Source organism: Stutzerimonas sp. NM35, from assembly GCF_054604355.1.
The window spans coordinates 3,365,575-3,380,150 of the sequence record NZ_CM137728.1; the positions used below are offsets into that span (position 1 = coordinate 3,365,575).

Sequence of the window (14,576 nt, forward strand, 5' to 3'; positions counted from 1 at the left end):
CGCGGTTGACGACAGCCGGACTCCCCTTTCTGCAACTCAAACGCGAAAGCGTCCAACCAGCCCTGCCAGGCGCTGGGACAAGCCGGAAAGCTCCTCACTGGCGCGCATGCTCTGTGCCGAATTTGACGCAGCCTCGTCGGAAAGGTCGCGGATATCGCTGATGTTACGCGCAATTTCCTCGGTCACGCTGCTCTGCTCTTCGCAGGCCGTGGCGATTTGCGCAGCCATGTCGTTGATACGGCGCACTGCCTCGGTGGTATCAGCCAACGTCTGATCCACACCCGCCGCCCGCTCGACGCTGTCACGGGCCTTGCCGCTGCCGGCATGCATCGCCTGAACCGCCCGGCTGACGCCACCCTGCAGGCGCTCGATGCGAACCTGAATATCCTTGGTCGACTCCTGGGTACGCGCCGCCAGCGCCCTGACTTCATCGGCTACCACGGCAAAGCCACGCCCCTGTTCGCCCGCCCGTGCCGCTTCGATAGCCGCGTTGAGCGCCAACAGGTTGGTCTGCTCGGCAATGCCGCGAATGACTTCCATCACATCGCCGATGCTGGATGCTTCCTCGGCCAGCGCTTCGATGGTCTGCGAAGTTCCTTCCACTTCCTGGGCGAGTTGGCGGATCGATTCGATGGTGCCACTCACCACCTGCGCACCCGCGCTGGCCTGATCCTCCGCCTGACGAGCGGCATCCGAAGCGTTCTGCGCGTTGCGCGCCACCTCATGCACGGCGGCGCTCATCTCGGTGGCGGCGGTACTGACCTGATCGACGGCGGCATGCTCGCCGCTGATCAGTTGATCGTTGGCGCTGGCCATGCCGGACATCCCGCGCGCCGCCGCTTCGACCTCAGCAGTCACCTGCCCCACCTCGGCAATCAGCGGCTGCAATTTATCAATAAAACGATTGAAGGCACTGCCCAACTGCCCCAGCTCATCGGCCGAACTTACTTCCACCCGCGTGCGCAGATCACCGTCGCCTTCGGCTATCTGCTCGACACGCTGGAGCAGCCGACGCATCGGTCTCAGCACCACCAGCGGCATCCCCAGGATCAGCACGAGACAGCCAAGCATGCCTATCAGCAGGATCGTGCCCTGCTGCGCGGCGACAGCCAGCCCCTCGGCAATCGCCGATTCGCCCTCGCGATTCGCGGCCTGATCCTCCAGCTCGCCAAGCTGGTCGATGGCGTCGCGCATGGCCTCGAAGCGCGCCTCGCTGTCGCCGAAGCTCAGGGCACTGGCTGCCTGCGGATCGCTATTGACCAGCTCGATCACCCGCTGCGAAACCTTCTGCCACTGCTCGAAACCGCGATTGAACTGGTCGACCAGCGCCAGCGCCTCGGCACCCGGCTGCATCTGGACGTATCGTTGCACCCGCTCATGGGCCTGTTGCAGGTTTTCCGCATGACTCAGACGCAACGCCTGGGCGTGCGCTCCGGCACCGGCGCCCAGCAGGCTGCGCTCGGCGATAAACGCCTGATACAGATCACGGTCGGCATTGAGCAGCAGGCTGATGGCCGGCAGATAACGCGTGGCCAGCGTGTTGCTGGAACCCGCGACCTGATCGATACCACGCATGCCCAGCCAGCCCATCAGCACCAGCAGCACCGCCAGAAAGCTGATCGGCAAGGTGATTTTCCAGCGAAACCCGAGATCGGCGAACAAACGAAACATGGCATCACTCCTTGAAGGTTTTCCTGGTTATCGGCAAGAGGGCTCACGGCAAAAGTCCACTCCAGCTGTTGTAACTTCGATGAAACCGCACCGCAATCCGAAGATTTGCACAGCGACAGAGCGCCCCCCTTGAGCGGTATCAAACGGACACCAGGATTTCCTCTCCTACTTAAGTACGAGCACCATGGTTGCATAGCCAGTTCGACCAGCCGCTCGGTAGCCTGAATCGCACCAGGCAGGCGCCGAACGGTATTCCAGAGATGTTGGTCGATGCCGACTGATATCTGTTGACGGGAGGCGCAGCCTCCCGCTTCGCCCTATCGAACTGCGCGAGTACCGCCCATGTTTCCGTTTTCCCACTTCAAGCCGGGCAACAAGCAATCCGATGGCGTACTGAGCCTGCTCGGCAGTTCGCAGCAGTTGGCACAGCAGCTCGCCACGCTGCGCTTCAACCCCACCTACATCGCCGGCTTCGTCTCTCCGCATGTGGATATCGACGCGGTGGCGCGGCGGATCGCCCAGCGCTTCCCGCAGGCAGTGGTCAGCCTGTGTACCACTTCGGGCGAGCTGTCCAGCGACAACCAGCACCTGTATTGCGCGACCGGGGCACACTGGGACCGGGTGGTACTGCAGCTGTTCGACGCCAGCGTGATCGCCGCCGCGGAGATCGTGCAGGTGCCGCTGGAATGCGAGGACATTCGCGCAGCGGGCCAGCGCGTGAGCATGGCACAGCGCATCGCCAGACTGACCGCCTCGATCAAGCGCCTGCAGGTGTCGATGAAGATCGACTACCGCGACACCCTGGCCAATATCTTCTTCGACGGCCTGTCGGCCTCGGAATCCTTCTTCATGGAGGCGCTGTACGAGTCCGGGCGCTTCCCCTGCCTGTTCGTCGGCGGCTCGGCCGGCGGCACGCTGGACTTCCAGAAAACCCAGCTGCATGACGGCCAGCGCGCCTACCAGAACCATGCGCTGATCGTCTTCCTCAAGTGCGCACGCAACGTGCGCTTCGGCGTGTTCAAGAGCCAGAACTTCGAGCCCACCCCGCTCAGCCTGAGCGTGCTCAGCGCATCCCTGGAAGACCGTTACATCAGCCAGGTGGTGGATGCCAGGGGCAATATACGCAGCATGGTCGCCGCGCTCTGCGAGGCTCTGAAGTGCATGCCGCAGGAGCTGGAGCGGCGCCTGGCGGACTACTCCTTCGCCATCAGGGTGGGCGAGGAAGTCTTCGTCCGCTCGATCTCGCGAATCGATTTCGCCAACGAGCGCGTACACCTGTTCTGCGACGTGGCGCCCGGCGAGGAGCTGATCATGGTCAAGCGTACCCCGCTGGCCGAAGCCACCCGCCGCGACTATGAACGCTTCCTGCGCAACAAACCGGGCAAGCCGCTGGTGGGCATTCTCAACGACTGCATCCTGCGCCGACTGAACAACGAGCAGGCGCTGAGCAGCATGGACCCGGTGTTCGGCGACGTGCCGGTGGCGGGCTATTCCACCTTCGGCGAGATTCTCGGGCTCAACCTCAACCAGACGCTGACGGCGGTGTTCTTCTTCCGCACCAGCGACAAGGACGACTTCCACGACGAGTACACCGACAACTTCATCGCCTACCACGGCGAATTCAAGGCTTTCTTCCTGCGCCGCCAGATCAAGAAGCTCACCGGCCTGAGCCAAGTGGTGGTCAAGCAGATCGAACAGTTCAAGCGCCAGGACTATGGCAGCGCGGTGGATATCAACGGCCTCGACGAGCATATTCGCCCGGTATTCTCGGGCCTTGCCGACCTGGGCCAGGTACTGTCGCAGGCCGACCACGAGCGCCAGAACATCGCCGGGCAGTTGAATCAGTGCGCCACCGAGCTGCATGGCTCGATGGACGACCTGAGCCTGAACATCAGCCGCCAGGGCCAGGTCATCGAGCAGGCTGCAGGCTCGGTCAAGCAGATGGTCCACCAGGCCGACGAAGTGGTCAGCAGCGCCCGTGATCTGGCGCAATCGAGCCAGCGCATCCAGTCGGTGGTGCAGACCATTCAGCAGATCGCCGGGCAGACCAACCTGCTGGCGCTCAACGCCGCCATCGAGGCGGCGCGTGCCGGGGAAATGGGCCGGGGCTTCGCCGTGGTGGCCGACGAGGTGCGCAAGCTGGCGGAAATCACCGGCAGGAACGCAGAGGAAATCGGCACCGACATCGAACGCCTGGCCAGCGAAATTCGCGCGGTGGCGCAGCATATCGAGGCGCAATCGACCGACGTCGGCTCGCTCACGGGCCTGCTCGATGCACTGGAGCAATCCAGCAACCTCACGGCTGGTACTTCCCGTCAGACCAAGGGTGTGGCCGATATGCTGCTCGGCCTGACGGCACACTGATGCCTCACTCAGGCAGGGGCCGCTGCGAACGCACCACGCGTTCACGCACCTCGGCGTAGGGATAGGCTTCCAGCGATGCGAACCCGGGAACTCCGCGCGCCTTGAGCCGTGTGAACAGCGGCACGCTGATGCCGCAGAGAAAACATGTCAGGCATTCAGGGCTGGGCGGACTGTTCTTCGACTGCCGATAGCGCTGGCTGAAATCGGCGCAGCGGTCAGCGACATCCACCTCATCCAGCGGCGCCAGCAGCGGCGGCTCGGGCAACTGCGCGACATGTCCCTGACAGACCGAGCAATGCCCGCAGCGCTGGGGCGCCTGGCGATCGCCGAAGTAATCGGCCAGACGGTAGCTCAAGCACTCACTGGACTCGAACAACGCCAGCATCCTGTTGATACGGGTGATCTCGCTGGTTTCGTGCTGCTTGAAATAGTCGTACAGCTCGGCACTCAGCGCGTCGGCATCGAAGCTCGGATCGAGCAGCGCATAGACTTCGGTCATCTGCTTGCTTTCCAGCTCGATCCAGCCCTTTTCCTGAAAGTAGTCCAGCGCCTTGATCACCCGAGGCCGCTCGGCGCCGTGCTGCTGGTAAAGGGCATCGAAATCCAGCGTGCACCAGGTTCGCGCCCGCACCGACGTGTGCACGATGGCTTCGACGAACTGCCGCCGCTCACCCTCGAAGCGTGCGATCAGCACATCGGGCTCGAGCAGGTACTTGAAACGGTATTCGGCGAAATAGGCGAAGCGCGGCGCGATGATGCCGCGCAGTTCCAACTGCACCAGCAGGGTTTTCAGCGGCAGCTGGCGAATATTGCTCTGGTCGGACAGCTGGTTGAGCATCACTTCCCACTGACCGCCCTGGCCAACCTGCAACAGCTCGTCGAGTACGCCGCGAATGCCTTCTTGCTCGGGCGTATCGCCGTAGACGAAGTTCTGCAGCACGTTGAGGCTGTCGCGGTTGGCCAGTACCAGGCAATCGGACGGCTGACCGTCACGACCGGCCCGACCGATTTCCTGGCTGTAGTTCTCCACGGATTTGGGCAGGTCGTAGTGCACCACATTGCGGATATCGGCCTTGTCGATGCCCATGCCGAAGGCGATGGTGGCGACGATGCAGTTCAGTTCGCCGGCCATGAAACGCCGCTGAATGGCTTCACGCAGCTCATGGGCCATCCCGGCGTGATAGGCGCTGGCCGGAAAGCCGTGCTGCGCCAGATGTTCGGCAACCTGCTCGGCGGTCTTCTGCTGGGTGACGTAGACGATGGTCGGCTGACCGGCCTTGTTTTCTAGCCACTGCACCAACCGGCGCTGCTTGTCGAAACCACTTACCGGCTCGACCAGCAGGTTGAGGTTGGATCGGTAGAAGCCGGTGGTGACCACATCTTCGGCGGCAATGCCGAACCTGCCCTGCATGTCGGCGATCACCGGCGGCGGCGCCGTGGCGGTCAGCAGCAACACCTGTGGAATATTGAACTGGCGCTGGTAGTCGGGAAGCTTGAGGTAGTCCGGGCGGAAGTTATGCCCCCACTCGGAAATGCAGTGCGCCTCATCCACCACCAGCAGCGAGATCGGCACCTGACTGATGAAGTGGCGAAAGCGCTCGTTCTTCAGGCGCTCCACCGAGATCATCAGGATCTTCAGCTCGCCGGACCTGGCACGGGCCATGGTTGCGCTGACCTGCTCGCGATCCTGCGCCGAATCGATGCTGGCGGCGGCAATGCCGTGCCGATGCAGAAAGGCCAGTTGATCCTGCATCAACGCCAGCAGCGGTGAGACCACCAGCGTCAGGTGCGGCAGATGCAACGCCGGCAGCTGGTAGCACAGCGACTTGCCGGAACCGGTGGGGAAGATCGCCGCCGCCGAGCGCCCGGCTACCACGGCGCGGATCGCCTGTTGCTGGCCAGGGCGGAAACCGTCGTAGCCAAATACCCGGGCGAGAGTCTGTTCGATCATGCTGAGTCACTCCTTTGACTGGGAAGCCCGAGGGTAGCAAAAGGAGAGCCGGCGCAGGGCGGGTCAGCCCACCGACCCACCAAGGGAGCATGGTCTGAGCGCCCGATCAGAACCGGTCGCGAATGACCACCTCATCGAACGGCAGCTTGCCGACACGCGGTTTTGGGTCGGCGGCGCGCTTGCCAACTGCCACCATCATGGCGATGACATGGTTCTCCGGCAGGTTGATCAGCTCGGCCACTGCCTTGAAGTCGAAGCCATCCATGGGGCAGGAGTCCAGGCCCTTGCCGCGTGCGGCCAGCATCAACGTCTGCGCCATCAGGCCACAGCTGCGCATGGTTTCGTCGCGCTGCACCTGCGGCTTGTCACGGTAGTAGTTGTCGATGGCACCGGCCATGTAATCCTGCACCTCAGGAGCCACGCCTTCCCATACGCGGCGAACGTTCTTTTCCCAGCTGTCTACCTGGGCGCAGATCACCACCAGCATCGAGGCATCGGTCATCTGCGCCTGGTTCCAGCCCACCTCACGAATCTGCGCACGCAGCGCCGGGTCGGCCACTTCCACCAGCCGTACATGCTGCAGGTTGAACGCCGAAGGCGCCAGCAGCGCAGTCTTCAGCAGTTCATCCTTTTCTTCGCGGCTGAGCTGGAAGCTGCTGTCATAGAGTTTGACGGCACGACGGCTCTGGATGGCTTCTTCGATATGCATGGGAGAACTCCACTGAGTTGAACGAGGCCGCCATGCTATGCCCCGGCATCGTTCGAATCCATGGGGCTTTGCTGATGGAAACTATCGAGGTTTTCGATCAACAGCTTGCCAACAACCACAAAAAAGCCGCCCGAAGGCGGCTTTCGCTGTGCGGCGCTACAGCTTCAGAGTTGCGGACCCGCAGCCTGAATGGCTTCGGATACGTCGAACTTCTTGAAGTTCTCGATGAACTTGCTCGCCAGTTCTTTGGCCGCTTCGTCATAGGCGTTCGGGTCGGCCCAGGTATTGCGCGGGTTGAGCAGCTGAGTTTCTACGCCGGGCACCGCAGTCGGCACATCAAGGTTGATGATCGGCAGGTGCTCGGTTTGTGCGCCAACCAGCGCACCGCTCTGGATCGCCGCGATCACCGCACGGGTGGTCGGAATGCTGAAGCGCTTGCCGACGCCATAGCCGCCGCCGGTCCAGCCGGTGTTGACCAGGTAGACCTTGGAGCCAAACGCCTGGATACGCTTGATCAGCAGCTCGGCGTACACGCCGGCCGGACGCGGGAAGAACGGCGCACCGAAGCAGGTGGAGAAGGTCGACTTGATGCCGCTGCCCGAACCCATCTCGGTGGAACCGACAAGCGCGGTGTAGCCGGACAGGAAGTGGTAGGCCGCCTGCTCGTTGTTGAGGATCGATACCGGCGGCAATACGCCAGTCAGGTCGCAGGTCAGGAAGATCACCGCGTTAGGCTCGCCGCCGAGGTTCTTCTCGGAACGCTTCTCGACGTGCTCCAGCGGATAGGCGGCGCGGCTGTTCTGGGTCAGGCTGCCATCGGCGTAGTCCGGTACCTTGTTCTCGTCGAGAACGACGTTTTCCAGCACGCTGCCAAACTTGATGGCCTTCCATATGACCGGCTCGTTCTTTTCCGACAGGTCGATGCACTTGGCGTAGCAGCCGCCTTCAATGTTGAACACCACGCCGGTACCCCAGCCGTGCTCGTCATCGCCGATCAGGTAGCGCGACTCATCGGCAGACAGGGTGGTCTTGCCGGTGCCGGACAGGCCGAAGAACAATGTCACGTCGCCTTTTTCGCCGATGTTGGCAGCACAGTGCATCGGCAGCACGTCGGCTTCGGGCAGCAGGTAGTTCTGCACCGAGAACATCGCCTTCTTCATTTCCCCGGCGTAACGCATGCCGGCGATCAGCACCTTCTTCTGCGCGAAGTTGATGATCACGCAGCCATCGGAGTTGGTGCCATCGCGCTCAGGGGAGCACTCGAAGTTGGCGACGTTAAGCACCTGCCACTCGTCCTTGCCAGCCGGGTTGTACTGCTCGGGGTTGATGAACAGCTGACGGCCAAACAGATTCTGCCAGGCCGTGGCGGTGGTCATCTTCACCGGCAGGTAGTGGGCTTCGGAGGAGCCTACATGGACGTGGGAAACGAAATGATCCTGGGCCTGATTGAAGGTCTCAACGCGGTCCCAGAGGGCATCGAACTTGTCTGCAGGGAACGGACGGTTGATCGGCCCCCAGGCGATGTTGGCCTGACTGCTTGGCTCTTCGACAATGAAGCGGTCGACAGGAGAACGGCCGGTACGGTGCCCAGTCTTGACGACGAGCGCGCCATTGGCGGCCAGCTCGCCCTCGCCGCGCTGGATGGCTTGTTCAACGAGTTGGGCTGCGCTGATGTCGGTGTACACGGCGTTAGTGGCTTGCGTCATGGGTTTCCCGTCGGCTCTGGGCCGATTCCTCCTTGCTTTTGTAGCCCAACTATCAGTGGACTACACCGAAAAAAGTGGGCGCGATTATATACAGAAAAGGCGCGGTGCAGGGTATGAGCGTGTGATGGCAAAAAGGTTCAGAGCCACTGAATCTGTTGCCGTTTCGCCGCAAACCGCGGTCGCAGAGCCTAATGCCGGGTGCCGGAGGGCCCTTCGACGCCCGCACCCGCGAACAACTGAGCAATGTCCGCTGCATCGAAGCGATAGCTGTGGTTACAGAACTGACAGTCGATGGTGATCGCATCACCCTGCTCGTGCAGTAACTGTTCGGCATCTGCCTGGCCCAGGCTGATCACGGCCTTGGCCGAGCGCTCGCGCGAGCAGCTGCAGCGGAAGGTGATCGGGCGCGGCTCGAACAGGCGCACCGGCTCCTCGTGATAGAGCCGATGCAGCACAGTCTGGGTATCCAGGCCCAGCAGTTCCTCAGCCGACAGCGTGTCGGCCAGGGTGCGCAGGTGCTGCCAGCTGGCTTCACGCTCCTCGCCATCACGGATGCGGTCGGCGGGCAATTGCTGCAGCAGCAGGCCGCAGGCGCGGCGGCCATCGGCGTTGAGCCAGAAGCGCGTCGGCAACTGCTCGGATGAAGCGAAGTAACTGGACAGGCTGTCCGCCAGGCTGACGCCATCCAGCGCCACGATGCCCTGATAGCGCTGACCGTTGGTCGGATCGACGGTCATCGCCAGCATCCCCTCGGGCATCAACTCGCCAAAGGTGGCGTCCGGCGTCAACTGGTCGGCGTGATAGCGCGCGATGCCACGTACCTCGCGATCACTGGAACATTCCACCATCAGCAGCGGCACCGGCCCGTTCGAGCGCGCCTGCAACACCATCAGCCCATCGAATTTCAAGGTGCCGACCAGCAATGCCGCAGCGGCCAGCAGCTCGCCCAGCAACTGGGCAACCGGCTCCGGGTAGTCGTGCTTGGCCAGCACTTCGGCATAACTGCGCTCAAGCCCGACCCATTCGCCACGCACGTCGGTGTCATCGAAAAGGAAACGCTGGGTGTAATCGGAATCGAGCATGTGCAGGACCAGACAGATTGAAGAACGGGAGCCGTGAAGGTTTGGCGGTGAGTCGCCAAACCTTGCCAGCCGATGAAAGAAGGGACCGCATTCTAGGTCGAAAGTGGCCACCGTCCAACCGCAAGGTTACTCGCTGCCCGCCCGAAAGCGCTGCAGATCGCGCCGTTGCTTCTTGCTGGGCCTGCCATCGGTTTCCACACCCAGCGCCCCAGCCTTGCGCATGGCCGCCGCCTGCTCGCGGCGGGCCAGGCTGTCGGCGGTTTCCTCGTAAAGCAGCTGCGCTTCGGGCGCGCCCTTGCGCACCGAGGACAGCGCCCGGATCACCACGGTGCGTTCGTCGAAGCCGGCGCGGATCACCAGTTCCTCACCGATCTTCGGTTCCTTGCCGGCCTTGCAACGCTCGCCCCGGCAGTGCACCTTGCCACCCTCGATGGCGGCCTTGGCCAGGGCGCGCGTCCTGTAGAAGCGCGCGGCCCATAACCATTTATCCAGGCGGACTTTACCGTCGTCTTTTTCGCTCATCGTTCAACTCGGTCAACCGTCGTGTTGTCATAGGGTCGTACAGGTAAGTACGGATGTCATGTGCCACGTCTAACAGGCCGTTGAAAAACTCTCTGCGTTGACATACTGCGTCAAAAACAACCTCGGAAAGCCGCTTGCGGCTAACGTGCCTCAGCGCGGCCCGAAGGGCATTTTTTTCCTTGTCTTGCCTGCCTCGCCAACGCTTTTCAATGGCCTGCTAGAATGCGCACAAATCCAGTGGATATGCTTTCTTGAACAATCCCGACCCCCACACCGTCATCGGTTTGCGCGAATGGATCGCCCTGCCCGAACTTGGCGTGGTCGGCCTGCGTGCGAAGATCGACACCGGTGCCAGCACTTCGGCGCTGCATGCCACCGAGATCAGCGAATTCGAGCGCGATGGCAAGCGCTGGGTGCGCTTCACCGCCCACCTGGGCACGCAGGTGCAGCGCCGCCATCGGTGTGAAGCACCGTTGGTGACGCGCAAGCTGATCAAGAGCTCCAATGGCCATACCCAGACCCGCTATGTGGTACGCACACTGCTGGCGCTGGGCGATCACCTGTGGCCGGTGGAATTCACCCTGACCTGCCGCAAGACCATGCGCTATCGCCTGCTGCTGGGCTCCAGAGCCCTGATGGACGGCAAATGGCTGATCGATCCGGCACTGACCTACGTGCAGCAAAAACCCCAGACCCTTACCTCTTCCGGTGCCCCATGAAAATCGCCGTGCTGTCGCGCAATCCTCGTCTGTATTCGACCCGCCGCCTGGTGGAGGCCGGCCAGCAGCGTGGCCATGAGATGGTGGTGATCGACACCCTGCGCGCGTACATGAACATCGCCAGCCACAAACCGCAGATCCACTATCGTGGCCGCCCGCTGGAAGGCTTCGACGCGGTGATCCCGCGCATCGGCGCCTCGGTCACCTTCTATGGCTGCGCGGTATTGCGCCAGTTCGAGATGATGGGCGTGTTCCCGCTCAACGAATCGGTGGCCATCGCCCGCTCCCGGGACAAGCTGCGCTCGCTGCAACTGCTGTCGCGGCGCGGCATCGGCCTGCCGGTCACCGGTTTCGCTCACTCCCCGGACGACATCGCCGACCTGATTCAGATGGTCGGCGGCGCGCCACTGGTGATCAAGGTATTGGAAGGCACCCAGGGCATCGGCGTGGTGCTGTGCGAGACCGAGAAGGCCGCCGAATCGGTGATCGAGGCTTTCATGAGCCTCAAGCAGGACATCATGGTGCAGGAATACATCAAGGAAGCCGGCGGCGCCGACATCCGCTGTTTCGTCGTCGGCGACAAGGTCATCGCGGCGATGAAACGCCAGGCCAAGCCCGGCGAGTTCCGTTCCAACCTGCATCGCGGCGGCACCGCCAGCCTGATCAAGATCACTCCGGAAGAACGCATGACCGCGATCCGCGCCGCCAAGGTCATGGGGCTTTCCGTAGCCGGCGTGGACATCCTGCGCTCCAACCACGGCCCGCTGGTGATGGAGGTCAACTCCTCGCCGGGCCTGGCCGGCATCGAGGAAACTACCGGCAAGGACGTGGCCGGGCTGATCATCCAGTACCTGGAAAAGAACGCCGGCCCGCACCTGACCAGAACCAAGGGCAAGGGCTGAAAGGCCGTGGAGAGGCTGGAGGCTTGCCGCTGTTTCCGGTCCGCCCGTCGGGTCGGTGAAGCGTAACCCGGCTTTATATCTACGGCGGGTACCAGCAATACGGCCGTGTTTCGCGGCAGATGATGGAAGCGCCTTTGGCGATTCCATCCTACAAAACCGGACAGACCGTAGCCTGGATTAGCCGAAGGCGTAATCCGGGTTTCCGAAGGCATAATCCGACAATCAGAAGACGTGGCCCGACCTACGCCACCTCTGCGGCACCGCGCGGCAACAGCAACCCCAGCGGCAGGCTGACCCGAGCCTCAAGCCCCCCGCCGGCGCGATTGCGCAGTTCGATAGTGCCGCCGTGCTGGGCGGCGATGCGCTTGACGATGGCCAGACCCAGCCCCGTACCCTGTCCGCCGCGGGCACGGTCGCCACGGATGAAGGGATTGAAAATCTCGCTCAGCTCATCGGGGTTGATCCCGACACCACGGTCGAGCACGCTCAACACCACATAGGGCGCCTGCCGTTCGCCCGAAACGAAAGCCGCCACCTCGACCCCATGTCCGCCATAACGCAGGGCATTCTCGATCAGGTTGACCAGCAGGCGCTTGATCGACACCCGGCGCAATGCCAGTTGCGGCATGGGCTCCACGCACAGGCGCACGGTTTCCCCATACTGGTTGTAGGGCGCCACCACCTCGCACACCAGTTCGCCCAGGTCGATGCTTTCCACCGGCTCGTCGCTGCCATCGCGCACGAAAGCGAGAAACTGGTCGAGAATGGCATCCATGTCCTCGATATCGCGGATCATGTCTTCGGTCAGTTCGGCATCGCTGGACATCAGTTCCAGCGACAGGCGCAGGCGCGTCAGCGGCGTACGCAGGTCATGGGAAACCCCAGCGAGCATCAGTTCACGTTCACGCCCGGCCTGCTCGACGTCCTCGGCCATCTGGTTGAAGGCGCGATAGACCTCGGTCATCTCGCTCGGCGTGTCGCTGACCGGCAGGCGCACGCTGCGCCCCTTGCCGATCTGTCGAGCGGCGTAGACCAGACGCTTGAGCGGCAGGTTGAGCTGGCTGACGAAAATCCAGGCCGCGGCGGTGGAGAGCAGCCCGATACCGAGGAACCAGCCCAACACGCTCCAGATCCGCTGACCGCGCAAGGGATAGGCATACAGCGGTACCTGCAGCCAGTCCGGCCCCAGTTGCGGGGCGCGCACCCAGATGGCCGTCTGCGGCTGGATACGCACCCGCACATCGGTTTCGACCCCGAGCTCGGCCTGCATCTGCCGCTGGAAAATCTCCGTATAGGGCCAGTGGTATTCGCTCGGCGGCACCTCCTCGGGCAGTACCCGCAGCAGGCCCGCAGCCATGGCGATACGCTCGCGGTTTTCCTCATCGGCGGCCCAGTAGGCGCGCAGGGTCAGCGCCGCACCATGGCTGTACTGGCGATCGACCATCACATCTTCATTCATCATCAGGTACACCAGCATCAGTACCTTGGAGAACAAGACGACGATCAGCACCATCCACAGCGTGCGGGCGAAGAAGCTTTGCGGGAACCAGAGCGGAGTCTTCATAAATCGAAAATCGACAAGAGCGCTAAAGGCCTGAGGCTGAACGATGACGCTTTTTCGTCCAGCGTCCAGCTTCCAGCGCTTTTATCGGCTTCATTTGTTGCCGTCTGGCACGAACACGTAGCCCACGCCCCAGACCGTCTGGATATAACGCGGCTTGGACGGATCGGGCTCGATCAGGCGGCGCAGACGCGAGATCTGCACATCGATGGAGCGCTCCAGTGCATCCCATTCACGGCCCCGGGCGAGGTTCATCAGCTTGTCGCGGGTCAGCGGCTCGCGGGCATGCTGGACCAGCGCCTTGAGCACGGCGAACTCGCCGGTGGTGAGCATGTGCACCTGGTCGCCCTTCTTCAGTTCGCGGGTGCCGAGGAACAGTTCGTAGTCGCCGAAGGTCACCGTCTGGTCTTCGCTGCCCGGCGCACCCGGCACCTGTGGCGCCTGACGGCGCAGCACGGCGCGAATCCGCGCCAGCAATTCACGCGGGTTGAAGGGCTTGGCCAGGTAATCGTCGGCGCCCTGTTCCAGGCCCTGAATGCGGCTGGCCTCGTCGCCCTTGGCGGTGAGCATGATGATCGGAATCTGATTGCCGCTTTCACGCAGGCGATGGCAGGCCGACAGCCCATCCTCGCCGGGCATCATCAGGTCCAGCACCACCAGATGGAACAACTCGCGACTGAGCAGACGATCCATCTGCTCGGCGCTTTCCACGGTGCGGACACGGTAGCCCTGTTCATCGAGAAAGCGCTCAAGCAGACGCCGCAAACGGGCATCGTCATCGACAATAAGGATCTTTTCGCCTTCGCTGGCGGGCGCAGTGTTGCTCATGGAAACTCCCGAATGTTCGACAGCGCATTATGCGCCTGCGGATATCAAAGCAACTGACAGCCATTGTTAGCAGATTTTTCCTCTGCTGGCGCCGACCATGCACCGTCAAATCACCCGCACAGCACCAGCAACCACACCACCGCGATGCTCACCAACGCCATGAATTGCGCGGCGCTGCCCATGTCCTTTGCACGTTTTGAAAGGGGGTGCAACTCCAGCGAAATCCGGTCAACCACTGCCTCGATTGCCGAATTGATCAGCTCTATCGCAAGCGACAGGAGAATGGGGAGGACAAGGATGGCCCGCTCCAGCGGCACGTCGGTAATGAAAAATGCCACAACCGTGAGAACGGCCCCGAACAGCGCCAGCTGGCGAAAAGCGGCCTCGTGGCGCCAGGCCGCCGCGAAACCGGCAGCGGAGTAGCTTAGCGCCTTCCCTAAGCGCCGCAGTCCCGACTTGGTTTTCAGAGCAGTTGCATCAGCTACTTCATTCAGGGGTTCGCTATTCATCAGCTTCCTCGGCGCAACGGCTCAACGAACGGGCAGAGCAAAATATTGGCAG

Annotated in this window: 12 protein-coding genes; 3 read left to right on the forward strand and 9 right to left on the reverse strand. The window is 62.5% G+C overall.

The window, feature by feature from the left end; all coding sequences use genetic code 11:
- Positions 1–36: 36 nt before the first annotated feature.
- Positions 37–1,671 (reverse strand): methyl-accepting chemotaxis protein, encoded by a 1,635-nt coding sequence (locus ACYCFC_RS15565; protein ID WP_459652162.1) that lies wholly within the window; start codon positions 1,669–1,671, stop codon positions 37–39.
- A gap of 342 nt (positions 1,672–2,013) precedes the next feature.
- On the opposite strand from ACYCFC_RS15565, the gene ACYCFC_RS15570 reads away from it, so the two are divergent.
- Positions 2,014–4,035 carry an FIST N-terminal domain-containing protein gene (locus ACYCFC_RS15570; protein ID WP_459652163.1) on the forward strand — a complete coding sequence of 674 codons (2,022 nt, stop codon included), beginning with the start codon at positions 2,014–2,016 and terminating at the stop codon, positions 4,033–4,035.
- 4 nt (positions 4,036–4,039) lie between these two features.
- On the opposite strand, the gene ACYCFC_RS15575 is transcribed toward ACYCFC_RS15570, so the two are convergent.
- From ACYCFC_RS15575 to ACYCFC_RS15595, 5 genes are all read right to left on the reverse strand, one after another.
- Positions 4,040–5,986, reverse strand: coding sequence for a RecQ family ATP-dependent DNA helicase (locus ACYCFC_RS15575; RefSeq protein ID WP_459652164.1), 1,947 nt, complete (start codon positions 5,984–5,986; stop codon positions 4,040–4,042).
- Between the two features lie 106 nt (positions 5,987–6,092).
- Complete coding sequence (locus tag ACYCFC_RS15580) at positions 6,093–6,695, reverse strand: nitroreductase family protein (RefSeq protein ID WP_181082559.1); 603 nt, start codon at positions 6,693–6,695, stop codon at positions 6,093–6,095.
- Between the two features lie 164 nt (positions 6,696–6,859).
- Positions 6,860–8,401 carry a phosphoenolpyruvate carboxykinase gene (locus ACYCFC_RS15585; RefSeq protein WP_459652165.1) on the reverse strand — a complete coding sequence of 514 codons (1,542 nt, stop codon included), beginning with the start codon at positions 8,399–8,401 and terminating at the stop codon, positions 6,860–6,862.
- A 188-nt stretch (positions 8,402–8,589) separates the two neighbouring features.
- Positions 8,590–9,483, reverse strand: a complete 894-nt coding sequence (gene hslO, locus ACYCFC_RS15590; protein ID WP_459652166.1) for an Hsp33 family molecular chaperone HslO — start codon at positions 9,481–9,483, stop codon at positions 8,590–8,592.
- Between the two features lie 126 nt (positions 9,484–9,609).
- The gene (locus ACYCFC_RS15595; protein ID WP_181082562.1) at positions 9,610–10,005 is read right to left on the reverse strand and encodes an RNA-binding S4 domain-containing protein; all 396 of its coding nucleotides are present in this window, start codon (positions 10,003–10,005) and stop codon (positions 9,610–9,612) included.
- Between the two features lie 251 nt (positions 10,006–10,256).
- Here ACYCFC_RS15595 and rimB point away from each other — a divergent pair, with 251 nt between their 5' ends.
- Both rimB and rimK read left to right on the forward strand, forming a co-directional pair.
- Complete coding sequence (gene rimB / locus ACYCFC_RS15600) at positions 10,257–10,724, forward strand: retropepsin-like aspartic endopeptidase RimB (protein WP_181082563.1); 468 nt, start codon at positions 10,257–10,259, stop codon at positions 10,722–10,724.
- Positions 10,721–11,626, forward strand: coding sequence for a 30S ribosomal protein S6--L-glutamate ligase (gene rimK / locus ACYCFC_RS15605; protein ID WP_181082564.1), 906 nt, complete (start codon positions 10,721–10,723; stop codon positions 11,624–11,626). The genes rimB and rimK overlap by 4 nt, the downstream gene beginning before the upstream one ends.
- Before the next feature lie 241 nt (positions 11,627–11,867).
- Here rimK and ACYCFC_RS15610 read toward each other — a convergent pair whose 3' ends face one another.
- From ACYCFC_RS15610 to ACYCFC_RS15620, 3 genes are all read right to left on the reverse strand, one after another.
- Complete coding sequence (locus ACYCFC_RS15610) at positions 11,868–13,190, reverse strand: ATP-binding protein (RefSeq protein WP_181082565.1); 1,323 nt, start codon at positions 13,188–13,190, stop codon at positions 11,868–11,870.
- Positions 13,191–13,280: 90 nt separating this feature from the next.
- Entirely contained in the window at positions 13,281–14,015 is a 735-nt protein-coding gene (ompR, locus tag ACYCFC_RS15615; protein ID WP_459652167.1) for an osmolarity response regulator transcription factor OmpR, read from the reverse strand.
- A gap of 110 nt (positions 14,016–14,125) precedes the next feature.
- A complete protein-coding gene (locus ACYCFC_RS15620; protein ID WP_181082567.1) occupies positions 14,126–14,524 on the reverse strand; it encodes a diacylglycerol kinase in 399 nt (132 codons plus the stop codon).
- Positions 14,525–14,576 lie beyond the last annotated feature (52 nt).

Excerpts from the sequence above, each read along its gene's own strand:
- hslO (WP_459652166.1), bottom strand. The coding sequence starts at position 9,483 with ATGCTCGATTCCGATTACACCCAGCGTTTCCTTTTCGATGACACCGAC.
- rimK (WP_181082564.1), top strand. The coding sequence starts at position 10,721 with ATGAAAATCGCCGTGCTGTCGCGCAATCCTCGTCTGTATTCGACCCGC.
- ompR (WP_459652167.1), bottom strand. The coding sequence starts at position 14,015 with ATGAGCAACACTGCGCCCGCCAGCGAAGGCGAAAAGATCCTTATTGTC.
- ACYCFC_RS15580 (WP_181082559.1), bottom strand. The coding sequence starts at position 6,695 with ATGCATATCGAAGAAGCCATCCAGAGCCGTCGTGCCGTCAAACTCTAT.
- ACYCFC_RS15620 (WP_181082567.1), bottom strand. The coding sequence starts at position 14,524 with ATGAATAGCGAACCCCTGAATGAAGTAGCTGATGCAACTGCTCTGAAA.
- ACYCFC_RS15565 (WP_459652162.1), bottom strand. The coding sequence starts at position 1,671 with ATGTTTCGTTTGTTCGCCGATCTCGGGTTTCGCTGGAAAATCACCTTG.
- ACYCFC_RS15575 (WP_459652164.1), bottom strand. The coding sequence starts at position 5,986 with ATGATCGAACAGACTCTCGCCCGGGTATTTGGCTACGACGGTTTCCGC.
- ACYCFC_RS15595 (WP_181082562.1), bottom strand. The coding sequence starts at position 10,005 with ATGAGCGAAAAAGACGACGGTAAAGTCCGCCTGGATAAATGGTTATGG.
- ACYCFC_RS15585 (WP_459652165.1), bottom strand. The coding sequence starts at position 8,401 with ATGACGCAAGCCACTAACGCCGTGTACACCGACATCAGCGCAGCCCAA.
- ACYCFC_RS15610 (WP_181082565.1), bottom strand. The coding sequence starts at position 13,190 with ATGAAGACTCCGCTCTGGTTCCCGCAAAGCTTCTTCGCCCGCACGCTG.
- ACYCFC_RS15570 (WP_459652163.1), top strand. The coding sequence starts at position 2,014 with ATGTTTCCGTTTTCCCACTTCAAGCCGGGCAACAAGCAATCCGATGGC.